At 67.5% G+C, this 24,315-nt stretch carries 21 protein-coding genes; 12 read left to right on the top strand and 9 right to left on the bottom strand.

Features of this window, described 5'->3' with window-relative positions; genetic code table 11:
- Positions 1-25: 25 nt before the first annotated feature.
- Both yedA and aroF read right to left on the bottom strand, forming a co-directional pair.
- Positions 26-889 carry a drug/metabolite exporter YedA gene (gene yedA, locus E6J58_06430; protein TMB39845.1) on the bottom strand — a complete coding sequence of 288 codons (864 nt, stop codon included), beginning with the start codon at positions 887-889 and terminating at the stop codon, positions 26-28.
- A 158-nt stretch (positions 890-1,047) separates the two neighbouring features.
- Positions 1,048-2,964 carry a 3-deoxy-7-phosphoheptulonate synthase gene (aroF, locus tag E6J58_06425; GenBank protein TMB39844.1) on the bottom strand — a complete coding sequence of 639 codons (1,917 nt, stop codon included), beginning with the start codon at positions 2,962-2,964 and terminating at the stop codon, positions 1,048-1,050.
- A 72-nt stretch (positions 2,965-3,036) separates the two neighbouring features.
- On the opposite strand from aroF, the gene E6J58_06420 reads away from it, so the two are divergent.
- The 4 genes from E6J58_06420 (at position 3,037) to E6J58_06405 (ending at position 7,780) form a co-directional block, all read left to right on the top strand.
- Complete coding sequence (locus E6J58_06420; GenBank protein TMB39843.1) at positions 3,037-3,960, top strand: hypothetical protein; 924 nt, start codon at positions 3,037-3,039, stop codon at positions 3,958-3,960.
- Between the two features lie 9 nt (positions 3,961-3,969).
- Complete coding sequence (locus E6J58_06415) at positions 3,970-5,097, top strand: Gfo/Idh/MocA family oxidoreductase (protein ID TMB39842.1); 1,128 nt, start codon at positions 3,970-3,972, stop codon at positions 5,095-5,097.
- 168 nt (positions 5,098-5,265) lie between these two features.
- Positions 5,266-5,766 carry a DUF3015 domain-containing protein gene (locus tag E6J58_06410; GenBank protein TMB39841.1) on the top strand — a complete coding sequence of 167 codons (501 nt, stop codon included), beginning with the start codon at positions 5,266-5,268 and terminating at the stop codon, positions 5,764-5,766.
- A 52-nt stretch (positions 5,767-5,818) separates the two neighbouring features.
- Positions 5,819-7,780, top strand: coding sequence for a DUF4105 domain-containing protein (locus tag E6J58_06405; GenBank protein TMB39840.1), 1,962 nt, complete (start codon positions 5,819-5,821; stop codon positions 7,778-7,780).
- A gap of 4 nt (positions 7,781-7,784) precedes the next feature.
- Here E6J58_06405 and greB read toward each other — a convergent pair whose 3' ends face one another.
- Entirely contained in the window at positions 7,785-8,261 is a 477-nt protein-coding gene (greB, locus tag E6J58_06400) for a transcription elongation factor GreB (GenBank protein ID TMB39839.1), read from the bottom strand.
- Between the two features lie 44 nt (positions 8,262-8,305).
- On the opposite strand from greB, the gene apaG reads away from it, so the two are divergent.
- Complete coding sequence (apaG, locus tag E6J58_06395; GenBank protein TMB39838.1) at positions 8,306-8,683, top strand: Co2+/Mg2+ efflux protein ApaG; 378 nt, start codon at positions 8,306-8,308, stop codon at positions 8,681-8,683.
- Between the two features lie 62 nt (positions 8,684-8,745).
- On the opposite strand, the gene E6J58_06390 is transcribed toward apaG, so the two are convergent.
- Positions 8,746-10,440, bottom strand: a complete 1,695-nt coding sequence (locus E6J58_06390) for a hypothetical protein (protein ID TMB39837.1) — start codon at positions 10,438-10,440, stop codon at positions 8,746-8,748.
- Positions 10,441-10,672: 232 nt separating this feature from the next.
- Here E6J58_06390 and E6J58_06385 point away from each other — a divergent pair, with 232 nt between their 5' ends.
- The 4 genes from E6J58_06385 to E6J58_06370 are packed head-to-tail and all read left to right on the top strand — an operon-like array spanning position 10,673 to position 14,163.
- Positions 10,673-11,374 carry a response regulator gene (locus E6J58_06385; GenBank protein ID TMB39836.1) on the top strand — a complete coding sequence of 234 codons (702 nt, stop codon included), beginning with the start codon at positions 10,673-10,675 and terminating at the stop codon, positions 11,372-11,374.
- Positions 11,375-12,496: a two-component sensor histidine kinase gene (locus E6J58_06380; protein ID TMB39835.1), complete on the top strand. Its 1,122-nt coding sequence runs from the start codon at positions 11,375-11,377 to the stop codon at positions 12,494-12,496.
- A 45-nt stretch (positions 12,497-12,541) separates the two neighbouring features.
- Complete coding sequence (locus tag E6J58_06375) at positions 12,542-13,144, top strand: DUF47 family protein (GenBank protein ID TMB39834.1); 603 nt, start codon at positions 12,542-12,544, stop codon at positions 13,142-13,144.
- A complete protein-coding gene (locus E6J58_06370) occupies positions 13,141-14,163 on the top strand; it encodes an inorganic phosphate transporter (protein TMB39895.1) in 1,023 nt (340 codons plus the stop codon). Before E6J58_06375 ends, E6J58_06370 begins: the two co-directional genes overlap by 4 nt.
- A 7-nt stretch (positions 14,164-14,170) precedes the next feature.
- Here the strand turns inward: E6J58_06370 and E6J58_06365 are convergent, their stop codons facing one another.
- The gene (locus E6J58_06365) at positions 14,171-14,830 is read right to left on the bottom strand and encodes a peroxiredoxin (GenBank protein TMB39833.1); all 660 of its coding nucleotides are present in this window, start codon (positions 14,828-14,830) and stop codon (positions 14,171-14,173) included.
- Between the two features lie 62 nt (positions 14,831-14,892).
- Positions 14,893-15,507, bottom strand: coding sequence for a bifunctional nicotinamidase/pyrazinamidase (gene pncA / locus E6J58_06360; GenBank protein TMB39832.1), 615 nt, complete (start codon positions 15,505-15,507; stop codon positions 14,893-14,895).
- A 130-nt stretch (positions 15,508-15,637) separates the two neighbouring features.
- Here pncA and E6J58_06355 point away from each other — a divergent pair, with 130 nt between their 5' ends.
- Entirely contained in the window at positions 15,638-15,949 is a 312-nt protein-coding gene (locus tag E6J58_06355) for a hypothetical protein (GenBank protein TMB39831.1), read from the top strand.
- Positions 15,950-15,958: 9 nt separating this feature from the next.
- Here the strand turns inward: E6J58_06355 and E6J58_06350 are convergent, their stop codons facing one another.
- From E6J58_06350 to E6J58_06340, 3 genes are all read right to left on the bottom strand, one after another.
- Positions 15,959-18,220, bottom strand: coding sequence for a tetratricopeptide repeat protein (locus E6J58_06350; protein ID TMB39830.1), 2,262 nt, complete (start codon positions 18,218-18,220; stop codon positions 15,959-15,961).
- A 115-nt stretch (positions 18,221-18,335) separates the two neighbouring features.
- Complete coding sequence (locus E6J58_06345; protein ID TMB39829.1) at positions 18,336-19,748, bottom strand: YncE family protein; 1,413 nt, start codon at positions 19,746-19,748, stop codon at positions 18,336-18,338.
- 52 nt (positions 19,749-19,800) lie between these two features.
- Positions 19,801-21,006 carry a cytochrome C nitrite reductase gene (locus E6J58_06340; protein ID TMB39828.1) on the bottom strand — a complete coding sequence of 402 codons (1,206 nt, stop codon included), beginning with the start codon at positions 21,004-21,006 and terminating at the stop codon, positions 19,801-19,803.
- A gap of 761 nt (positions 21,007-21,767) precedes the next feature.
- Between E6J58_06340 and E6J58_06335 the strand changes: the two genes are divergently transcribed.
- Positions 21,768-22,784 (top strand): hypothetical protein, encoded by a 1,017-nt coding sequence (locus tag E6J58_06335; protein TMB39827.1) that lies wholly within the window; start codon positions 21,768-21,770, stop codon positions 22,782-22,784.
- Positions 22,785-23,394: 610 nt separating this feature from the next.
- Positions 23,395-24,315 (top strand): hypothetical protein (locus tag E6J58_06330; GenBank protein TMB39894.1); only part of this gene is annotated, 921 nt, incomplete at its 3' end.

Raw genomic sequence — 24,315 nt, 5'->3', positions numbered from 1 at the left:
AGGTAGGCACGGCCCTTCCTGGCGGCTACGCGGCCTGGCGACGGATCGCCAGCATGGCGACTCCACCGAGAATCAGCGCGAGCGCTCCCACCGCGCGCGGCGCGACGCTCTCTCCGGCTACCGCCGCGCCAAGGCCGACCGCGACCACCGGATTGACGTAGGCGTAGCTTGCGGCGAGCGTGGGCCGCACGCGGGAGAGCAGGAACTGGTACGCGCTGTACCCGATGATCGAGCCGGCGACGATCAGGTATCCGAGCGCCGCGGTCGCGCGCAGCGAAGGCACGGCGGTGATCCGTTCGCCGTGGAGCACGGCGAACACGAGTAGCACGAACCCTCCGGCGAGCATCTGCGCGGCGCTCGACATCAATCCCGTGGGCAGCGGCAGTCGGCGGCTCCAGATCGAGCCGAGCGCCCAGCTCGCGCAGCTCACCGTGAGCACCGCGGCACCGGCCGGGCTCGCGCGGAGATCCCCGCCGGTCTGCAGGATCGCCACGCCGGCCAGTCCGACGGCGAGACCGAGCCATTCGCCGCCCGAAGGCCAGCGTCCAAAAAGGCCGGCGATGAGAGCCACCCAGAGCGGCACCGACGCGATCGCCACCGCGGCAACGCCCGAGCTCACCCACTGCTCGGCGATCACCACGCAGGCATTCGCGCACGTCAGAAGCGTTCCCACGATCAACGAGGACCGCCATTGCGTCCGCGTCGGCGGCGGAACGCCGCGGGCGCGCACCCAGGCGTAGGTCACGCCACCCGCGATTGCGAAGCGAAGACCGGCGAGCATCAGCGGCGGATAGCCCTCGAGCGCGATCCGGATCCCGAGGAACGTGGACCCCCAGATCACGTAGAGCGATCCGAGAGCGAGCAGGACGCGGGAGCGATCGGTCTTCATGATGGGCGATCAGATGCAGCACGGCGCCGACCGATCCAGCCACAGGCGGACCTCGAATCCCCGGGCAACTGTACTGGTCAATGAATGATGTTGGAAAAACTGTACTTGGGCACAGTCACAAGCGCAGGCGCATAACCGCACCCCGGGTGCGGGAGCCCCTAATCCTCGTCGATGCTCTGCTGCGCCTTCGCTGCTTCGAGGAGCAGATCGACGAGCTTGTCGGCGAGCAGCTTGCTTCCCGGCAACGCCTCCTGGTACGTCCGCCGGACCGCCGCCTCGCGCCGCGGATCGAGAACCGCGCGTCCCGTCTGCCGCTTCGAATCGCCGATCACTTTCGCCACCTCCAGCCGGCGCTGCACGAGGACGCCGAGATCGTGATCGATGGCGTCGACCCAGGCGCGGAGCTGGGCCAGGGGCAGGCGCGCGTCGGGATGCAGCGCGAGATTGCGCGCCAGCTCGGCGAAACGGGCGGGGACCAGCGCTTGCTCCGCATCGGACAAGGCCCGCGCGGGGTCGTCGTGCACCTCCACGATCAGGCCGTCGGCCCCCGCGGACCAGGCGGCGCGTGCGAGGCCTTCCACCAGGTCGGCGCGGCCCGCTGCGTGCGAGGGGTCGGCGATGATCGGCAAGTGCGTCAGCGGTCTCGCCGCCAGCATGCCGCCGACGTCCAGCGTGTTCCGCGTGGCGGTCTCGAAGGTGCGGATGCCGCGCTCGCAGAGGATCACGCGCAGCTCTCCGGCCGCCATCACGTACTCGGCCGCTCCGAGCCATTCGTCGACCGTGGAGCCCGCGCCGCGCTTGAGGAGGACGGGACGGCCGGCCCGTCCGACCGCGCGCAGCAGATCGAAGTTCTGCATGTTGCGAGCGCCGATCTGCAGCACGTCGGCTTTCTCCGCGACCGGTCTCACCTGGTCGACGGCCATCACTTCGGTGACCACCGGCAGGCCGGTCGACTTGCCGGCCGCGACGAGCCAGTCGAGAGCTTCCAGGCCGTGGCCCTGGAAGGCGTACGGGTTGGTGCGCGGCTTGAAGATCCCTCCGCGCAGTGCGGTGGCGCCGCAGGAGGCGACCTCGCGCGCGATGCGCATCACCTGCTCCGCGCTCTCCACCGAGCACGGCCCTGCGATCACCGCGCGGGCGCCTGCCCCGATGCGCAGCGGACCGACTTCGACGACGGTGGGCGCCTTGCGCGCCGTCGCGTGCGGCAGTGACTTCACCACCGGTTCCGTTCCCTGCTTCGGCGGCGTGATCTTCGCGGCGTGCGCCGCGGGCTGCCCGAGCGAAATGACCTGGACGTCGCGCGCCGGAGCAAGCGCCTGCAGCCGGGCGGCGTCCGCGCCGAGCACCCACATCCGGACCGGAAACTCCGCGCTGCCCGCGAGCGGCAGAAGAGTCGCGCCGGTGAGGACGTCGAGCCGCCCCGTTGCCGTCATGCTGCTGGTGCGCAAGAAGGCGAGCGAAACCTGCGCGCGCGCGTGATCCGCCATCCGCAGATGGACGAACCGGGTGCCATTCTGCTCCTTGTCGGAGACGTCCTCGACCAGAACCTCCAGCCCGTAGCGCTCGGCGGCGCGGCGCGAGCAGACCGCGGCATCCGTCGAAGCGTCGTGCGCGACGATCTGCGCCGCGCCCGCCGTGTCGTAGCAGACCACGCGCTCGATCCCCATCTGCGCGAGGCGGCGGGTGCATTGGCGAAGGGCGGCGGGGTGCGACCAGGCGCGCTTGACCGCGGCGAGCGGCGTACCGGGCCGCGCCGCGAGCGAGAGGCGGACCGGGACGCTGGTGAGGGCGACGGCGACGAGCTCCAGGCCCTCGGAGACGAAGGCCGCGAACGGCTCGAGCGCCTCGGTGATCGCGCCGACCACCGCGTTTTCCATCGGCAGGACGGCTTCGTCGATCTCGCCGTCACGCAACGCCTCGAGCAGCTTTTCGAAGCTCGCAAATCCCCGCGGAATCCCGCCATGGGCCGCCGCGGCCACTTCGCCGTATGCGCCCGGCTCGCCCTGGTATCCGACCTTCAGGTCGATGTCCTTCGCCTTCGCAGCAGCTTCCCGGTCCGCGATTTCCCGCAGCACGACGGCCCTCCGAAAACGGTAGTTGTATCAAACCGGAGCGGGGACACCATCAAATGCTGCTATTCTCGCCCGATGGCGTCGGAAGACGAGCCGCTCTCGCGCCAGACCTGGCACGCAGATCTCGCCGACGACCCGTTCGCCGCTGTCTTCCGCAAGCACTTCGCCGCGCTGCGCACTGCCCACCAGGCGCAGCCCGCGGAAGGAGTGCTGATCGCCGCGGTCGACGGCAACGGAGTCTTCGATGCCCATGCGCACCTGCGCCTGCCCGCCTCCGGGATCGCTCATCTGATCCTCGGACGGCACGAGCGGTGCGACGTGGTGCTCTCGCGCGATCAGGACGTCTCGCTGCGACACCTGCTGCTGCGAGCCACCCGCGGGGCTGCGGGACAGCTCCATCTGCGCGCCATCGATCTGCGCTCCCGCTGCGGCCTGCTCTCGGAGGACGGCAAGCGCTGCGAGGCGATCGCCAGCCGCGGGCCCCTCTTCCTGCGGGTGGCAAGCTACGTGGTCTTCCTCTTTCCCACCGGTCCCTCGGCGAAACCCTGGTCGCACGATGCCGACGAGACCTGGCGCGGCTTCGCCCCGCGCAACCAGGAGATCCTCCCGCCGCCGCAGCCGCTCAAGTCGCGGGCGGCGCCGTCAGCCAACGCGCTCAAGCTCGCCACCATCACCATCCAGTCCAGCTCCCCACAGGCCGGCGATCTCACCTCGACGCACGCGGTCTGGAGCGACCAGCTCGAGCGCGGGATCCTCGTCGGCCGCGACGACCGCTGCAGCCACGGCGGCGTCGACGAGGGCAACCTCTCGCGCGTCCACCTCGTGTTGCTGAGCGTCGACGACGAGGTCTGGGCCATCGACACGGCGAGCACCAACGGATCGCGCATCCTGCACGGCCCACCCTTCCGGCAGCTCCTTCTGTCGGGGGAGACGCACGTCGTCCTCGCCGATGCGCTCAGCCTGCGCTGGGCACCCGCCCTCCATGCCGCGCGTGCGTAACTTCCCCGCATGGCGAGGAAGACCGGCAGGGAGAAAGGCAGCCGCCAGGTCGGTTACGCGGTGATCGGGCTGGGGCACATCGCGCAGGCCGCCGTGCTGCCTGCGTTCGCTCATGCGAAGAACTCGAAGCTGGTCGCGCTGGTTTCCGGCGACGCGGAAAAGCGGGCGAAGCTGGCGCGCAAGTACCGCTGCGATGCCTACGACGTCCGGGCTTTGGACGACGTGCTGGACCGGCCCGACGTGGACGCCGTCTACATCGCGGAGCCCAACGACAAGCACGTGGACTTCGCGGTGCGCTGCGCGAAGGAAGGCGTGCACGTCCTCTGCGAGAAGCCGCTGGCGGTCAGCGAGGAGGAGTGCCGGCGCATGATCGACGCCTGCAAGGAAGCAGGCGTGAAGCTGATGACCGCGTACCGTCTGCACTTCGAGGAGTCGAACCTCGAGGCGGTCCGGCTGATCGAGCAAGGCCGGATCGGCGAACCGCGGTTCTTCACCAGCGCGTTCGCTTACCAGGTGCGGCCGGGAAACATCCGCACCTCGGCGGATCGCGGCGGCGGCGCCATCTGGGACCTGGGTACGTATTGCATCAATGCCGCGCGCTACCTGTTCCGGGCCGACCCGATCGAGGTCTTCGCCTTGCGGATGGACCGGCGCGACGACGACAGATTCGCGGAAGTCCACGAAGGCATGGCGGTGCTGCTCAAGTTTCCCGGCGGGCGCGTTGCCCAGTTCACCGTCAGTTTCGGTTCGTACGAGCAGGACCACTACCGGCTGGTCGGCACCAAAGGACACGTCGAGCTGCACGACGGCTACGAGTACTCGGGACCGCGCGAGCTGCGCCTCTCGGTGGGCGGCAAGGAGCGCGTGCGGAAGTTCAAGCCCGCCGACCAGTTCGCTCCGGAGCTGCTCGCGTTCTCCAAGGCGATCCTGGACGACACGCCGGTGGAGCCGGACGGCGAGGAAGGCCTGCGCGACGTCCGCATCATCGTCGCGGCGCTGAAGAGCGCGCGCGAGAACCGGCCGCTCACGCTCTCCTGGCCGCCGCGGGCGCGGCGGCCGGAGCCTTCCGACCGCATCTATCGGCCGCCCGTGCGGGAACCTCACCTGGTCGGAGTGGAGGCGCCGACGCGGGAGTGAGGGATTGGGAGCCGCCGCATGCTGGCGGAGAGTGCCGCCTGCCTGGGTATCGGATTCAACGGAATCGATTTGAGCAGCCTGCGCGCGGAATGACGGCAACGGACGCTTTGGTGTAGCGTGGCGTCCCCGTCAGGAGGATGGGGGATTTCCAAATGAAGGAGGGGATGAATGCGTCGAGCACGGTGGGTACTGGTTGCTTTCGTCCTGAGCGCAGGGGTTGCGTACGCGGACGCAGAGAATCCGGCTGCGACCGGAAAGTCGACGTACGGATTGGCTGGCTGTGGGCTCGGCTCGATGGTCTTCGGTGATCAGAAGGGGATGATCCAGATCCTGGCCGCGACCACGAACAACACGTTCGGGACTCAGACCTTCGGGATCACTTCCGGCACGTCGAACTGCGTAGAGTCGGCTGGTACGCAAGGAGCCATGACCTTCATTGAGGGCAACCGCGAGGCGCTGGCGAAGGACGCCGCGCGTGGCAGCGGTGAGACCATCACCACGTTGAGCGCGATGGCCGGCTGCAAGGATGCGAAGGCCGTCGGCGTCACCCTGCAGAAGCGCTTCGCACAGCTCTTCCCCGGCGAGAAGACCCCCGTCCAGCAGGTCTCGAAGAACGTGATCAAGGAGCTGCGCTCGGACAGTTCGCTCGGGTGCCGGAAGATCGGTTAGGTTCGTGTCGCGGTCGAAGGGAGTCCGTAAAGGCTCCCTTCGATTTACGTGCATGCGCCCGGCCCACGCCGTCCTCCTCGCCCTCACTGTTTCCGCGCCCGGGTTCGCCCTTGCCGGAGAAGGCGTCGAGCCCGATCCCACGTATCTGCCCGAGCTGCTGACCGCGGCCCGGAACAGGTCGCTATCAGAAGAACGCTCATGGCTCCGCCTCGGGCACTGGCGCAAACGGCTCCTCGGCGGCTGGCAGAGCGAAGCGGATGGGCCTGGCCTGTTTCTTTCGTCCCAGGGAAAACGCGATCCCGCGGCGGAGCTCGAGGCGACGCTTACCGGGTTCTTCGCTCCAGGAGATGGCGCGCCCGAAGGTGCGAAGCTCGCCAATCCATCGCTCGAGCATCCTCAGTGCCGCTTTCCGGCACGATTCGCCTGGCTCGCAACCGCCCTCCGCATCGATTTCTCGCGGCTGCCGCCGCGATCTTGCCCGCGGTTCGACGCCTTCTGGAGAAGGGTCAGCGCCAGATCCGTGGCCCTGGTCTTCTCCTCCTACTACCTCAACAATCCCGCTTCCGCGTTCGGCCACACCTTCCTGCGCCTCGGCAAGGAGGAAGTGGCAAGCAGCGGCGAGCGCCTCGACCTCATCGACCAGGCGGTCGACTTCGCGGCGGTCACCGATACCTCGAACGCCATCGTGTATGCGTTCGACGGCCTCTTCGGGCTCTTCCGGGGTGAGTTCAGCGCGCGGCCCTACTTCTACAAGGTGCGCGAGTACGCGGACTATGAGTCGCGCGACTTGTGGGAGTACGAGCTCTCTCTGGACCAGCGGCAGGTCGCCATGCTCGTCGGCCACCTCTGGGAGCTGGGGCAGACCTGGTTCGACTACTACTACGTCACCGAGAACTGCTCGTACCACGTTCTCGGCGCACTCGAGGCCGCTGATTCCGATCTCGAGCTCCTCTCGCACCTCGGGCCGGCGACGCTTCCTGCCGACAGCGTAAAAGCACTCTTTGCGAACCCTGGCCTGGTCCGGGCAGTCCGCTTCCGTGCCTCGGGACGGACGCAGCTCGGAGCCCGGACCGCAGGGCTCACCGGAGCCGATCTCGACGCCGTCGAGCGGCTCTCGGAAGGAGGAGATTCCGCAGCGCTCGATGCGATGTCCACCGACGAGCGCGTGCGAGTCATCGACGCCGCCGTCGACCTCGTGGACGTGCGTCACGGTCGCGACATCGTTACTGGCGCGGACCCGGCGGCCGATCTTCTGCGTCAGAGGCTCCTAGAGAGGCGAAGCGCGATCGGGGTGCCGAGCCAGCCTTTGGTCATTCCTCCACCGTCGGCCGGTGGGCCCGAACGGGGGCATGGCTCGATGCGACTCGGACTGGGCGCCATCACTTCTCGCGAGGATGGATCGTCTCTTCTGGCGGAAGGGCGCCTGGCCCTCCACGACCTGGCCGATCCGCCCGCCGGCTTCTCGCCGCGAACCCAGATCGAGTTCTTCAAGCTGCGAGTGAGCGTTGCGGACCGCCGGCGCGTTCTCCGGCTGGAGGAAGCTTCACTCGTCGAGGTGACGAGCCTGAACCCGATCGATCGCTTCGAGCGACGCGTTTCCTGGAAGATGCGCGTCGGCGCAACGCGTGTGGTCGACGGCGGGTGCGACGCGTGTGTCGCCGGTATCCTCGCCGTGGGCGGCGGACCTGGCCTCGTTTCATCCGGCGGCGCGCTCTCGGCGGCGCTCACGGCGGACGCCGAGCTGCTGGCTGCGCCGGACCTGCACGGGCTCTCCGACAGCGGAATGCGGGCCGGTGTCGGCCCGGGATTGCTGTTGCGCCTGCTAGGGGGCGAGCGGGCCGCGCTGGTCGGAACCGGAAGCTGGCGATGGCTGCCGCTCGCCTCACCCAGCACTTCCTACGAGCTGGGCATGGAAGCGAGGGTGCACATCGGGCCGGTGTCCGTGGCGGCACGCTGGCGCAAGGCACCTCGCGCGGAAGAGGTCGGCCTGGTTCTGCTCATGTATCGAGACTGACGGGTCACTTCCATTCGACCTTCACGATCGTCAGCTCGACCTCGCCGGCAGGCCGGCGGACAGTGACGCTGTCGCCTTTGCGCCTGCCCAAAAGTGCGCGCCCGAGCGGAGCCTCGTAGCTGATCCGTCCCGGGCCGAGCCCGTCGTCGAGCTCCTCTCCGCCGACGATCTGATAGGTCGTCCTGCCGCCGTCTTCGTCCTCCACGGTGACCGTCGCCCCGAAGAAGACGCGGTCCGTCTTCGGCCGCGTGGCGGGATCGACGACCTCGTACGATTCGAGCTGCTTCTGCAGGCGGTAGATGCGCGCGTCGATCTCGCGCAGCTTCTTCTTGCCCAGCTTGTATTCGTAGTTCTCGCTGCGATCGCCGTGCGCGGCGGCCACCGTGACTTCCTGGGTGACCCGCGGCCGATCGTCATAGAGCAGGCGGCGGAGCTCTTCGCGCAGCTTCTCGAAGCCCGCTCGCGTGATGTACTTCTTCACGGCTTTCTGTTGCCCGAACCCGCCGGTACTGGCAACTTTGCAGCGTGTCCACCGCCGTCACCCAGGGCATCCGGGTCACCGTGAAGAGCCGGTACTTGCCCGAGCAGTCGGGGCCCGGACGGTGGGCGTTCGCGTACACGGTGCGGATCGAGAACCTGGGCAACGTCGCCGCCCAGCTCCGCAGCCGCCACTGGATCATCACGGACGGGAATGGCAAGCGCGAGGAAGTGAAAGGCGACGGCGTGGTCGGCAACCAGCCGGTGCTGCGGCCCGGCGAGAAGTTCGAGTACACCAGCGGGGCGGTGCTGCAGACGCCGCACGGATCGATGCGCGGCACCTACCGGATGGTCACCGAGGACGGGCGACAGTTCGACGCCGAGATCGCCGCGTTCCCGCTTACGCAGCCTGGAAGCCTGAACTAGCCCGGCGCGGGGTCGCGCCGGCTGTCCCGCAGCGCCGCGGGGGTCCGCGCGATGCCTCGGGACTAAGGCCGGCGCTTGCGGCGCATCGCCAGCAGCGCCAGGCCCAGCCCGATCAAGGGGTGAGGGGCTGCCGATGCGCAACCGCCGCCGTCTCCAGACGGAGGGACCACCTCGAGATTGAAAGGGACCTCTACTCTTCCCGTCGCCGCCGTCATTGCCACCGCGCAGGAAGACGATCCCGGCGGCACGCCCTGCTCCGCCGTGAGCGTCAGCGTCGTGGCGGCACCGGTCTCGATCTGTGGGGGATCGAAACTGGCGTGCACCCCCGCAGGCTGGCCGGTCAATTCGAACTGGATGGTCCCCGAGAGCACCGATGCCGGTGTCGTCTGGACGTGAACGGCGATCGTCCTGCCCTGCGGCAGCACCGCACGCCCCTCCTCCAGCGAAAGGACGGCGGCAGGCGGATCGGCGGCCACGCGCAGGACTATCTCGTCGGCGGCACCGTCGGACGTCGCCGCGCGCGAATACACGTACGGCAGCGAGCGCGCGGTGGCGGGGAGCGACTCGGGTACCGCGGGATATCCGTGGAACGCGTCTTCGGTGGCGATGGACGTCGCGTTCGCGGGCCCCAGACCCGTCGAGAGGCGCCACATGCGCGTCTCGTAACGACCCGGCGCGAGCAGATGGTTGGCGAGGATCGAGAGCTCGCCCTGGCGCAATGTGGCGGCCGGCTGTAGCGCCCAGTCCTGCGCGCTGTCGTCCACCTGCACCTTCGATCCGAACGCTCCGGTAGCGACCTCGAAGCGGCGATACCAAAGCCGCATCTTGTTCTGATCTTTGTAGACGAGGTGCACGCCGGCGCCGTCGGCCACCGCGCTCAGCGCGGCTCCATGGTAGATGCCGTCGACAGGTTCGTCGGGGAAAGCGTTCTGCGGTGCGCTCCAGGTGCCGGTAGGATCCGCGGCATCGCGCTTGACGAAGCGGGTGACGATCCGCGTGCCGTTCTCGTTTCCGGAGTAATCGTTCCAGATCAGCAGGAGCTTGGATCCGGCGCTGATCAGGCGTCCGCCGGCGCGGCAGAGCGTCGATCCGAGGACCTGCTCGCGGGAGAACGTCCGTCCGCCATCGGTGCTCATCGAGACGACGACGTCATTCTTGTAGTTGTCGCCGTTTCCCGGCGTATCGCAGAGTGAGCAGCGCGGATCGATCGCGGGGTTGCAGGCGGTGCTGCCGCGCTTGAAGGCCTGCACCCAGATCCGGCCCAGCGAATCCACGGCCAGCTCGCCGCGGTGATATGCGACTCCGGCAATGGATGGCGCGAAGACGGCCACTCGCGCGTCGGGGATGAAGTCCGAGGCGCCGTTCGAGCGCCAGCGCTGGAAGTAGACCTTGCGGCCGGGATCGAGTCTCGTGTCCGGGAGGATCGACGGCGCGTCGAACGACCCCACCATCGCCACGTCGCTTCCGAGCTTGACGAGGTCCGCCGTGTGCCGATCGGTGGGGGAAGGATTGATGCTCGCGTAGAACGACCAGGACTGGCCGTCATCGTCGCTCCGGTAGAGGCCGAGTCCCGTCTGTGGCGCCGTGCCGGCCTCGTCGCGCTGAAGCGCGAGCAGATAGGTCCCCGAGTCCATGCGGACGATGTGGCGTGCGGCGGGCGTGGACAGCGCGTTCCCGCCGCCGACGGGAGCGATCTTCGATTGCGTCAGGAGCTGCGCGGGTGAAGCTTCCGCCGCCAAGGCCGCGACCGCGGCCATCCATCGCATCGCCCTTCGGGGCCCCACCGCCACACCCTCCTCGCACCTTCCCTTACAGGCGAGCGAAAGCTAGTGAGCCCCTTTCGGGCCGGCAAGCGGTCGCCTGCCGGTGCCGACGGATTTCGTTGCGAAAACTCTGTCAGAAATTCGACCGCGATCGGGCGCGCACGCAACGCCGTCAATTCACGCCGAACTTGCGCGCGTGTCACGCTCCCGTCACAAGTGCAGGGGTATGACGCGCGAAGTGCACCCGCGCATCCTCATTGTCGAGGACGAGAAAGACATCGTCCAGGTGCTGGAGTACGCCTTGCGCCAGGCCGGGTTCGACACCGTTTCTGCCCGCGACGGCGCGGAAGCGTTCGCGCGGGTCCGAGAGAAGACACCGGACGCGGTGATCCTCGATCTGATGCTGCCGGATCTTTCCGGCACCGAGATCTGCCGCCAGCTGAAGAGCACCGCCCGCACCGCCGCCGTGCCGGTCATCATGCTCACCGCGCGCAGCGACGAAGTGGATCGCGTGGTGGGCTTCGAGCTGGGCGCGGACGACTACATCACCAAGCCCTTTTCGGTGCGCGAGGTCGTGCTCCGCGTCAAGGCCGTCCTCCGGCGCGGGACGCCCGGGGAAACGCCGCCGCGGGCCGAAGTGGGCCCGGTGCGTCTCGATACCGAGGCGCACCGCGTGTTCGTCGACGGCGAGGAAGTGGAGCTCACCGCCCTCGAGTTCCGGCTGCTGGAGACGTTCATGGCGCGCATCGGTCGGGTACAGACGCGCGAGCAGCTGCTGCACGACGTCTGGGAGATGACGGGGGAGCTGCAGACGCGAACGGTGGATACGCACGTCAAGCGGCTGCGCGAAAAGCTGGGCAGCGGCCGCGATCTGATCGAGACGGTGCGCGGGCTGGGTTATCGGATGTCCGATCCCGCGGAGAGGTAGATGGCGCTCTTCGGACGCAAGCTGACGCTCGCAGAAGCCGTGGACCGGATCCGCGCCGAGCTGCGCGCGGGAACGCTTCCCGGCGACGTGATCGAAGAGCTGAGGCGGCGCGACCAACCGGTCGTGTCCGGCGGCCGCGAGCCACCCGGGTTGCAGGAGATGCTGGAGGCGGTGCCGGGCGCGGCGGCGCTGCTGGAGGTGGGCGGGCGGATGGTGGCGAGGAACGCTGGAATGACCCGCCTTCTGGGACGGGCCGCGACCGTCCTGGAGGCGACGCGCAGCTCCGAGCTGCAGGATGTCTGCGCTCGCGGGCTCGCCGGGTGGCCCCAGCGACGCGAGCTGACGCTGCCGGCGCTCGACCTGCAGGTGGAAGCCCACGTGGCGCCGCTCACGCACGCGCGGGCGCTGCTGGTGCTGCGCGATCTCACCGCCGAACGCCGCGCCGACCGCGTGCGCCGCGACTTCATCGCCAACGCATCTCACGAGCTGCGCACTCCCGTGACGGCCATCCGGGCTGCCGCGGAGACGCTGCTCGACGGGGGGCTCGAGCTGCCCGACCAGGCGCGCGAGTTCGTCCGCATGATCTCCCGGCACGCGGCACGGTTGTCGAGGCTGACCGACGACCTGCTCGATCTCTCGCGGCTGGAAACCGGTGACTGGAAGCCGCAGACCGGACCGGTCCAGCTCGCGCCTCTTTCCGATGCCGTGCTCGAGCTGTTCCGCGACGCCGCCGGGGAGAAGGAAATCGTCCTTTCGGCGGATGTCCCGGAGCGCCTGCGCGCGAACGCCGACCGGCGCGCCCTGGAGCAGATCCTCGTCAATCTGCTCGACAACGCCGTGAAGTTCACGCCGAAAGGCGGGCACGTGACGCTACTCGGCGACGGCCTCGGACCCGCGGTGATGCTCTCCGTTGTCGACACCGGCCCGGGCATCGAGCCGGAGCACCAGCCGCGCATCTTCGAGCGCTTCTATCGCGCCGATGCCGGACGGTCGCGCGAGCTGGGAGGGACCGGTCTGGGGCTCGCCATCGTCAAGCACCTGGCCCACGCCATGGGCGGCGAGGTGGGGCTTGAAAGCTCCGCGAACGGATCCCGCTTCTGGCTGCGGCTGCCGAGCGGCTGACCATGTTTGTCACACGGTTGTCACAAAGACCGTGTAAAGGGCCGCATGCTCGAAAAATTGATGCCGAAGTCGGACGAGTTCTTCGACGACTTCGACGCCCAGGCCGAGGCGACCGTCCGCGGTGCCCGACTGCTCCTGGCCCTGTTCGAGGACTTCACCGACATCGAGCGAAAGGTCGCCGAGATCAAGGAGGTGGAGCACGAGGGCGACAACATCGCCCACCGCGCCTTCGAGCGGCTCCACCGGCAATTCATCACCCCCTTCGACCGGGCAGAGATCCACCGGCTGCTCGCGCGCATCGACGACGTTCTCGATCTCACCGACGCCACGGCGGAGAAGCTGCTGCAGGCCGCGAAGGACCTGGCGCGCATCCTGCTTCCGTGCACCGAGAAGCTGCAGGAGACGGTGCGGCTGCTGCGGGAGATCAAGAACCCCGCCCAGATCCTCGCCGCCTGCCGTGCCATCAAGACCTTCGAGGGCGACGCGGACGCGCTCGGACGGGCCGCCATCGCCGCGCTCTTCAAGAGCGGCGCCGACGCGCTTTCGATCATGAAGTGGAAGGAGATCTACGACCTGATGGAGACGGCCACGGACCGGTGCGAGGACGTGGCCAACGTCATCGAGGGCGTGGTGCTGGAGCACGCCTGATGCTCTCCATCGTGATCCTGCTGGTCACGCTGGCGCTCATCTTCGACTTCATCAACGGTTTCCACGACGCCGCGAATTCCATCGCCACCGTCGTATCGACCCGCGTCCTCTCGCCGGCCATCGCTGTGGTCTGGGCGGCCTTCTTCAACTTCATCGCCGCGTTCGGCGGGGGCGTAAAGGTCGCGAATACGATGGGCAAGGGCGTCATCCAGTTCGAGATGCTCAAGGCGCAGGGAACGGCGATGGTGCTGACCGTGATCTTCGCCTCGCTGATCGGCGCCATCCTCTGGAACCTGCTCACCTGGTGGTGGGGACTGCCGTCCTCCTCTTCTCACGCCTTGGCCGGCGGGCTGATCGGTGGGACCCTCCCCGCGCTGGGCCTGCGCGGGCTCGTCGCCGACGGCATCGCCAAGATCGCGCTCTTCATCGTGCTCTCCCCCGTGCTCGGGTTGGTGCTGGGCAGCTTCATGATGGTGCTGACCACCTGGATCGTCCGCCGGCGCGTGCCGCTGCAGGTCGATCGGTGGTTTCGCAGGCTGCAGTTGCTGTCCTCCGGAATCTTCTCCTACAGCCACGGCACCAACGACGCGCAGAAGACGATGGGCATCATCGCCGTGGTCCTCTACGGCACCATCTGGAGCGATCGCCCTTTCGGCGTCCCCTTCTGGGTCATCCTCATCTGCCATGCGGCCATCGGCCTCGGCACCGCCTTCGGCGGCTGGCGCATCGTGCGGACCATGGGGCACAACCTGACCAAGCTGCAGCCCATCGGCGGCTTCTCCGCCGAGACAGGCGGCGGCGTCACCATCCTCGCCATCTCCAGGCTGGGCATCCCGGTGAGTACCACGCACACCATCACGGGCGCGATCGTCGGCGTGGGGGCCACCAAGGGAACGCGGGCGGTGCGCTGGGGCGTCGCGGGACGGATCCTCTGGGCGTGGATCCTGACGATTCCCGCGGCGGCGGCAGTCGCCGCCGCGGTCTTCGTCGCGACCGAGTCGATCCTCGCGCTGTTCTAGGCCGGGCCTACTTCGGCTGCTGTGTAATTCGCAGGTAAGGCTTCGGCGCCTTCCACCCCTGCGGGAACTGCTTCTTCGCGTCCTCGTCGCTGACCGAGCCCGCGATGATCACGTCCTGACCCTGCTTCCAGTTCACCGGCGTGGCCACCTTGTGCTTGGCCGTGAGCTGGATGGAGTCGATCACTCGCACGACCTCGTCGAAGTTCCGCCCGGTGGTCATCGGGTACATGAGGATCAGCTTGATCTTCTTGTCGGGACCGACGACGAACACCGAGCGCACGGTTGCGTTGTCCGCGGGAGTGCGTCCCTTCGCGTCGCCGGAGACGGATGCCGGCAGCATGTCGTAGAGCTTCGCCACCTTGAAGTCGGCGTCGCCGATCACCGGGTAGTTCGGCGCGGCGCCCTGCGTCTCTTCGATGTCATTCGCCCAGCGCTTGTGGTCTTCCACCGAGTCCACGCTGAGCCCGATGATCTTGGTGTTGCGCTTGTCGAACTCGGGCTTGATCTTCGCCATGTAGCCGAGCTCGGTGGTGCACACCGGCGTGAAGTCCTTCGGGTGGGAGAAGAGGATCGCCCATTGGTTCCCGATCCACTGGTGAAAATCGATCGGGCCCTGGGTCGTCTGCGCCGTGAAGTTCGGCGCCTCATCACCAATTCGCAACGTCATCACAGACCTCCTTTCGCGGGAGGGCCGGAACCCTAACGCTTTGCGTGCGACTCCGCCACCCGTCACCGCAGGTCGCTGCTGCGGACCACCTGCACGCCGGCCGCCCGCATGTCGGCGATGGCGCGCGCGACGTCGCCCGGTGCGAGCTCGACGCCGCGGCTGCCATCTTCGACGAGGAAGGTGCGGAAGCCGAGCTGGCGTGCATCGAGCGCGGTGAACTTCACGCAGTAGTCCGTCGCGAGGCCGAGCACGTAGACGTCGGCGGCTCCGCGCCCTTTCAGGTAGTCGCCGAGCCCGGTCGACTTGCGGTGGCCGTTGTCGAAGAAGCCGCTGTAGCTGTCGATGCCTGGATCGGTCCCCTTGCGGAAGATCGTCTCCACGCGGTTCATCGCCAGGCCCGGCGCGAACGCGGCACCCAGTGAGCCTTGCACGCAGTGATCGGGCCAGAGGACCTGCGGGAGGCCGCCCAGCTCGGACAATTCGCCCGGTTTCCGCCCGGGATACCGCGAGGCGAAACTGCCATGACCCGACGGATGCCAGTCCTGCGTCGCGACGACCAGATCGAAGCGCGCCTGCACCCGGTTGGCCACGGGAACCACTTCGTCGCCACGGCGGACAGCGAGCGCGCCGCCGGCCAGGAAGTCGTTTTGGATGTCGACGAGGAGGAGCGCTTTCACGGCAGGGCGAGATCGTAGCAGGTCGCCGCCAAGGGCGCCGCCCGCGGCCCCCGGACAGGCGGGCGCTCGAGCGTTGTACGCCCGGCCACCCGTCTACAGGTTGTCCGATCGGTCAGCAAAGGAGCCACCCATGAAGGCGATCTCATCTGCGCTTGCGGCCCTCGTCCTCGCGTCGGCTGCGCGCGGCGACGAGAAGGTCGAAGTGAAGAAGGACAAGAACGACGTCAGCATCGACAAGGAGCGGACCGCCGGCAAGACGACCCACAAGACCAAGGTGCGCTCGAAGGCCCGGGCCCGCGCCGGCGGTGGCACCGTCAGCAAGACCGAGACTACCGTCGAACACAAGCGTCCAAGCGCGGCTGCGAAGACCACGACTACAGAGACCAAGGAGAAGGACGCGCAGGGCGACGTGGTCCGCGAGGAGAAGAAGGTCGACAAGTAAGCGCGTCGCTCAGGGCGGCAGGCGCGCGACGATTTGCTGGAAGCGGGGCAGCTTGCGAAGGCTGTCGAGATCGGGGTCGTTCTCGATCCAGGCGCGAAACCCCCGTCCGGTGCCGACGGCACGGTCGAGCATGTCGAGGGCCCTTTTGGCGTTGCCAGCGATGGCGAAGCTGCAGGCCGCGTTGTAGAGGACCGCGAAATCGTTCGGCCGGATCGCGATCGCCTGCTCCAGACGGTCGGTACCCTTCTGCCGTTCGCCGAGCGAAATCAGCGCGGCGCCCGAGAGATAGAGCGCGCGAACGTCATCGGGGTCGTTGCGCAGGACGCGATCCGCCGCCTCGAGAGCGCGCTTCTGCGCCGTTTGCGCCTTCGCGTCGTCACCCATCCTCTGGTACGGCATGGCAAGGAGCAGCAACGCATCGTAGTCGTCCGGATTTCGCCGGGCCGACTCCTCGTAGGCGTGCGCCGACTCCGCGTACCGCTGGACCGAGAAGAGAAACCGCGCATACGAGTACCAGGCGTCGCGCAGGCCCGGGGCCAGCGCCGTGGCACGCCGGAAGCTCTCATCAGCTTCGGCGGTGCGACCAAGCAGCGCCAGGACGTTCGCGCGCGCGACGTGTGCCTCGGCCAGCTCGGAATTGAGCCGCAGCGCCTCCTCGCTCGCACCCAGCGCCTCGGCGCGAAGCGCGGGTTGTTCGTCCTTCGCGACGAGCAGCCACTGGAGCAGGTTGATGTCCGCCTCCGCGAGACCCGCGCGGGCCTGCGCGAATGCCGGGTCCAGCGCGATGGCGCGCTTGAACATCTGCCGTGCCAGCTCGATGTTCTCCATTCCCAGGGAGCGGAAGTGTTGCCGCCCTCGCAAGTACATCTCGTAGGCCTGGGGATTGGCCGTACCCGAACGGCGGAGCCGGTCCGACTCGTCCGAGGAGACCCGCAGGCGCAGCGCCGCGACCACGGCGCGCGCGATCTCTTCCTGGATGGCGAAGGCGTCCGCTTCGGCGCGGTCGAATCTATCCGACCAGAGCTCGTATCCCTCGCTGCTCACCAGACGCGCGCTGACGCGCAGGCGGTTTTCCGCTTTGCGGACGCTGCCCTCGAGCAGCGTCGAGACCCCGAGCGCGCGCGTCATCACGCGCACGTCGGCGGGCTTGCCCTTGAATTGAAACGAGGAGCTTCGCGCGGCCACGCGCAGGCCGGTGACCGTGCACAAGGCGTCGATGATCTCTTCGGCGATTCCGTCGCACATCCAGTCCTGATCCTTGGCGGGGCTCAGGTCGGCGAACGGCAGGACGGCGATGCTCTTCAGCTCCGTCCTGGCGGCGGCCGGCCGGTGCGTCTTCCACAGGTACCAACCCAGTCCCGGAGCAGCGAGAGCGAGGCCGATGACGACCAGGACGAGCAGCATCCGACCGCTGGGCGCGGGGGCGGTCCGCTCGATGCGGCCGCCTCTCAAATCGAGCGCCCAGGCGAGCACCAGGGTGACGGGAAATCCGATGCCGAGGGCGGCGAGCGTGGCGGGAAGGATCCAGTCCGGCAGGCTGAGGCCGTGCATCACCGGCTCGATGATCTGGAGGACGGCGAAGGCGACCACGCCGTACGCGACGATGGCGCGGAAGACCCGGCGGCGCTTGACCTCCTCGAGCCACGACGCTGAATTCACGGGCCGCATGATAACGCGCGCGCTCGGCCCGTTGCGGCCGCGGGCGGACCCGGCCGTGAAAAACGGGTTCCCGTCGGAAGGGCGCGGGCCCCGAAGCGACCGAGATGCCTCGAGGGATGTGATGACTTCTTCGCCCAGCGCGATGTCGTTCGGGATGAAGACCTGCGGCTGTCGGGTGGTGACGCGGACGGCGGAAAATGAGCAATGATCACGGCCCTTGCTTCGACGAATCCCAATCCTTCGATGGGGAACGAAGCAAGGACCTTCGATCGCTTCGTGGGAACCTGGGATTGCGATTTTTCCTTCCACCTCGATGACGGCAGCGTTCGCCACCAGAGGGGCGAACTGTTGTTCGGCTGGATCCTGGATGGTCGCGCGGTGCAGGACATCTGGATCACGTACCCGGCGGACGGCCAGAAGGATCGCACGATCGGCACGTCGCTCCGGTTCTTCGATACGGCTCTCAAGCAGGATCGTCCTCGAGGGCACGGATTCCGACGGCCTCCCGATCCGTTGGTCTTTCAACGAGATGAAGCCCGACTCCTTCGTCTGGCGCGGAGAGAAATCCCGTGACGGAGGGAAAACGTGGAAGCTCGAGGAAGAGCACCACATGACGCGACGCTCGGGATAGCGTTTCAGCTTGGATACGGCCGAGATGACTGGACTCTCGGTCGCGAAGCGTCTTCCTCAGTCGTCCTGGCGACGTCTACCGATACACGCACATGCGTCATCCGTCGACGTCCTCGACCAGGGCGAGGTTGTACGGATCGATCCCGACACCGGTGACGGTGGCGACCTGAGCGTTCGTGCTCAGGTCGATGAGGAACACCGTTCCCGTCGGCGTGCGATCCGGCAGGGTGTTCGCGCCCCCCGTCACCACGGCGAAACGCCCGTCGCTCGTCACCGCGGTACCCTTCGGACGCGCGGGGTTTCCGTCCACGCGCGTGAGCGAGATACGTGCGACTTCGGCCCCCGCGACGTGGTCGAGCGCTTTTCGCAGATCGACGACCGAGACGTTGTTCGTACGGAAGTTCGCAACGACGATGCGCCGGCCGTCAGGCGTCCAGGAAACGGTAAAGGGCCGAGCCGCGCCGTGGACGGCATCCGTGCCGACTCGAACTCGAGCTGCTTCCGCGCCGGGCAACCCTGCGCGCGCGCGGTCGATCTCGATGATCGAGATCGTATTGCCTTCCGCGCCGGTGATGTTGCTCTCGCGAGCGGTGACGGCGACGAACTTGCCGTTCGGGCTGGCGCGGATGCCGAAGGGTCCGGTCTGGACGGGGATCCGCGGAGCGACTTCGACGACGCGGCTTCCAGCGAGGGCCGCGCCGAAATCCATGATCGAGACGTCCTCCGTTCCTGCGTTGCCCGAGACCAGGTACGTCTTGCCATCGCTCCCCCGCGCGAAGGCGAGACCCTCCGGATCGGGCCAGCAGCCGAAGTCCTGCGGATCGATGTCCGAAAGGAAGGCCTGGCCGGCGGGGATCTGCGCCGGTTCCGTGGGAGAGACGAAAGGAACCGGGAAGAACGCGCAATCCCTTCTCAACTGGCGCCGGACACCGGCCTGCGGCGTCAGGGCCATCTCGATCTGTCCGCGGAGCCCTCCGGTCCTCTGATCGATCAGCCCGATCCGGTTCGAGCCGTCCTCGCTCAACCAGCTCTCCGAGTAACCGGCGACGATCAAGCCCGGAACGACGAGCAGGCCCACGCCACCGAACCAACCGGCGTCGAAATCGTGCTCCAGCGCCGCGTCGGTATTGTCGAGCTCCCGGCTGAGCATCTTGCGCACATCCATGACGGCGATGCTCGCGCGCCCGCCATGCTGCAGGAACTCGGCGTTCACCACGGCCCCGTGATGATTCATCACGAAGGCGGTCTTCTGGTCCTCGCTCAGGACGATGTTGGCGGGGTCGCCCAGCAACTCGCCGTCGAGCCGCCTCGGACTGACCAGCGATCGGCTGACGATCGCGTTCGACGTGTTGTTGTTCCCGGGTCTGAGCGCCTGCTCCAGATCGATCGCGTAGATCCGCGGGTCTCTCCGGCCGGTGGCCAATACCCATCTCTGCTTTGCCTCGGCGAGATCCGCCGACAACACGATCGCTCCGAACACGGCGAGCCGAATCCATTGCGCCGGAAGCATCGGTCCCCCTTTCTGGAGGCGGGAGCTGCTCAATGTCCTACGGCCGCCGCGGCTAACGCCGCCTGCGCTCGTCGCCGCGATCGTCTCCGTCCAGTCGGCTCGCACGATAGATCCCGATACAGCCGTTTGGACAGACCGCATTGGTGGCGCCCGACGTCAGCGGGACGAAGACGTTGTTGAAGATGGGATCCGCGGCCACCGAATGCGCGTTCGTCGTCGTCGGCGCGTTGTTGTCGAACCTGGGTTCGTCCGCATCGATGACGCCGAGGACCGGTCCGCTCGTATTGTTGCGCGCGGCCAGATAGTAGTGATTGTCGCCCGGATTGAACCAGACCTCGTCGCTGCCGCCGACCTGATGGAACGTGGCGACCACATGGCCGGTGCGCAAGCTGATGATCTGCGACTCGTTCGGAAGCGCCACGCCGGTCGAGGTCGCGCCCTGGCAGCCGAGCAGCGCCTGCTCATCGGGACCCAGCGCCATCCCGGCCGCGTCGCAGTCGTGGGTGGCGAACCGGCGCACGATCGCCAGTCTTCGCGGATCGAACACCACGACCTGACCTTCGCCTGTGGCTGGACCGTTGGGCGCGACCTCGGGCAGGTTGAGGTAGAAGAGCCCCGTCTCCGGCGACCACTGCGACTGCTCGATTCCGTTGGTCGCCTCGGGGAATGAGATCTGCTTCAGGATCCTGTGACCCGGCCGCGTGGAAATGAACGTGATGAACGGGGGACTGTCGGCATCGTTGGCGACCAGCAGGACTTGATCGACGGGATCGAACGCCATCTCGTCGGCCCGGGCGTGGCCGTTGGGAATGACGATGGTGTCGACGATCTGCCGCGTGAGCAGGTCGATCACTTTTACCGAGCTCTGAGTGCCATCGGTCGCGTTGACTCCGTCCCCCGCCCAGATCTGACGGTGGTTCACGGTCAGCAATCCGTTGGGACCGGCGGTGTCGTTGCTGCCGTTGAAACCCGCGAAGCCTCCCACGCGGAAGAGGAACTGCCTGCCCACCACGGAAAACACGTCGACGCCGGCATTCGAGCGATCCGCCAGGATGTAGATGCCCAGCGCCTCGTCGACGAAGCTGATGTCGTACCTCAGCAGGGGGGCGCCGGGTACGGCGATCGTCTCTCCGGTGAACGTCACCGACTCATCCGCCAGCACCGCGGCGGCGGCGAGCAGGAAGCCTGCGAACGATGCGACCACCAGCGACCGGTTTCTTCCGTGCACAAGGCGCGCGGCTTCGCGCAATGCAAGCATGACGCCCTCCCTTTCGATGAAATGGGTTCCGCGCGGCGGAGGCGCTCCGGCAGGGGGCGCTACCGTGCCCGCAAGGACGCATCCTCGATCAAAGTTCGTGGGATGGAATCGGACCTGAGTCTGCCAGTATCGGTTCCATTCGATACTGAACTTGGGCCGGTACGCCTTTAGTCGGCATTACCGGCAAGAAATGCGTCGATCAAGTCGAACCGGAATTTCCATCGATCAGGAACCGTCCACGACGGAAGATTGAACGACGAAGCCCTGCCGGAACCGCGTGGAGCTGGTCCGTCTTCGGTCGGAAGCGGATCGATTGTGCAATTGCTTAATCGGATTCGGCTTTTACGTTCATTTGCCCCATCGTGCATTGACTGCGCCCGTGCGCGGAGTTAGCGGCACTGCGGGGGCAGGCTCTCTCCTGCGCGTACTCGATCGCTCTTCATCCGCGGCCTGTCGCCCCAGCTGGATGAAACGAAACGACGGCCCTCGCTGGTGGGCGGCTCTTCGCGAGCGACTCGAATCAGGCGACGCACGCGCACAACGGGCAGAACAACAGCTCCCGCATCGTCACCGTCGATCCGCTCACCGGAAGGGTCACGCCGTTCATCACCTCGCTGCCGACCGGCGACCATCCGACCGAGCAACTCGCCTTCAAGGACGGGTGGATCTACTGGTCGCAGGGGTCGACGACCAACAGCGGCGTCGTCGCCCGAGACAACGGCGGCGGAGAGAACCAGCAGGACATTCCCTGTCAGGACATCGTGCTCAGCCAGAACGTCTTCGACTCGGGTGGCGGAGTGATGACGAGCGGGTATTCCGCCTTCGGCGTGCGACGCCCCGGCGCAACGGTGAAGGCGTTCGAGAGCGCGAGCCACCAAGGCGTCTGCGACGGCGCCATCCTCAGGGCGCCGCTCGCGGCCGCGCATCCGCAGGAGCACATCGAGCCGTTCTCCTGGGGCTACCGGAACGGATATGCCCTCCGGTTCGCGCCGCAGCGGCACGCGCTCCTCGGAGGACTTCTCGTCGGTGAGGACGGCCCCGACGAGCGCGGCGCGCGGCCGTCGAACAACGCGCCGGACAGCCTGCAGCTGGCCCGCCAGAACGCCGATGGCACGCCGGACTACCACGGCTGGCCGGACCGCTTCGGGTTCCTGCCCTCGGACCAGGCGGTGTTTAACCCGATCGGCGGACCCGGCGACGATCTCTGCGTTCCCGACCCGTCGAATCCACCGAGCATGTGCACGCCGGCGAGCCTCGCGTTGATCCTCAAGGAGGATGTCCCCATCCGGGACGTTCTCGCCTTCCCACCCCAGCAGATCGCTTCGCCGCTGGCGATCGACGCCGCCGACTCCTCGTTCACCGCCATCGACTTCGTGCCGGACTCCTTCGCGGCCCCGCCGATGCGGCCCGGCGCCGCGCTGTACGCGCTCGAGGGCGACTTCGGCTTCTCGAAGGGGAACGCCACTTCGCCCGCTCCGGAGGTCGGGCACGAGATCAAGATCATCAACTTCAGCGCGCCGGGCGAGCCGCTGGCGCTGAAGATCCTGCGCTTCGCCCACAACACCACCTTCGAGCAGTCGTTCGTCGACGGCCTGCGCGGGTTCAACCGTCCCACCAACGTGCGGATGGGCCCGGACGGCTGTGCCTGGGTTGTCGATTACGGCGCCGTCCGCGACTTCGGCCAGTCCGATCCGGACGCGAAGTACGTGGGCGCCAACAACGGTCCGCTCGTGCAGATCCCCGGGACCGGAGTGATCTGGAGGATCTGCCGCCAGTAGGCGGCGCGACGCGGCGGGACGGCGTTCGCGCCGTCCCGCTCGCCCCGGACGCGTTGAACGGGTCGCGCGGAGACTGGCTCGGTATCTGACCGGGTCTGTCACCAGCAGCTGTAATCGTACCGGCTGAAGGAGTCGACGACTCTGCCACGGCTCTGCCAACCCAGCGGTCAGATTGGTGGAGCATGCCCGGATCGAACCGGCGACCTCCGCAATGCCATTTTTGCTGCCGTGTCCACGCCGGTCCAACCGCGTTCGACAAGCCGCGTGTCGCCGAGGGGTTTCGGCTCGGGCGTCCGCATCGGGCAGCGCCAGATCGACGCCAGCGGCCGCAGTCGTGTAGCACCGGTGTAGCAACTTTCGCGGCGGTACGCAGAGGCAGCAGCGCATCGCAGGGGTGGTGTCCGCACCGTGACACGCTTTGCGTTATCGGCCCCACGCTTCAGCAGTGCCGCAACTCGACTTCACGGGCTCGTGCTCTCGCTTGGCTGGAGCGCGCTCACCAACCTCCGCGAGGCGCTAGGCGGCAGCGTCCGCCCGCCCGAAGAAGCAGCAGGCGGAGCAGGCGAAGAGCTGACGCAGCGCGCAGTGATCGACATCCGACGTTCGTGTGATGCGTGGCAACGCGGCTGCCGTCCGGCGGCGAGGGGTTGCCATGACATCCAGGATTTGCACGGCGCTTTGCGCCCTGTTTGCAGCTTCGAACCTTCCACTCTCACGCGCCGCCGCGGGACAGGGTAAGAGCGCGGCAGCGAAAGATCGGGTACAGCCGCGGTTCTCCGCCGACGATTGGGCTCTCGGCCCATTTCCATCCGACCTGTTCACGATTCCCGATCGGTCGCAAAACACGGGCCTGCACATCAACCTGAGCACGTCCGGGTGCGAAGTCCTGCCGCCCCTTCCTACGGAATGCGTCGAAAACGTCCTGCTCAACCAGCTCGATGGGTTCCACGTCCTGCCCAGGATGACGATCGCGTTCAGCGGACCGATCGATCTTTCGACCGTGAACAGCTCGAACATCTTCCTCGTCAAGCTCGGGAACACACTCGTGAATGGATCCCCGCCCGATTACGGCGCGCCCGTTCCCGACGACGAAGAAGAGTCGCGGCTCCCGGCCGACGCCGGCTGGGTAGTCGGGATCGACCGAGCCGTTTGGGACCGGGACACGAATACCCTCTACGTGAAGGCCGAAGAGATCCTCGAGCAGCACACGCGCTACGCGCTGATCGTCACCCGCGGCATCCTCGATACCCACGGCGACCGCATCGAGCAATCGAAGGACTTCAAGCGCTTCCGCGGCGACGATGGCAATGAAGGCGCCGTTCTCAGCCCAGCCCGGCTGGCTTACCGACGCGCGCTCCACCTCGCGCTCACTGCGGCGCGCCTTGGGGCAGGTCAGCAGCCGGCCGATGTCGCCATCGCGAGCGTCTTTTCGACGATGAGCGTCTCGGCAGTCCTGGAGAAGGTGCGGGCGGACATCGTGGCGGCGCCCCTGCCGGCGCCAGCGAACTTCGCTATCGGACCCCTCCCGCAG

The sequence above is a fragment of the Deltaproteobacteria bacterium genome, assembly GCA_005879535.1.
Classification (GTDB): Bacteria; Myxococcota; Myxococcia; order Myxococcales; family 40CM-4-68-19; genus 40CM-4-68-19.
Note: the sequence above shows the minus strand (reverse complement) of the source record. Positions and strands in the feature narration are given on the sequence as shown.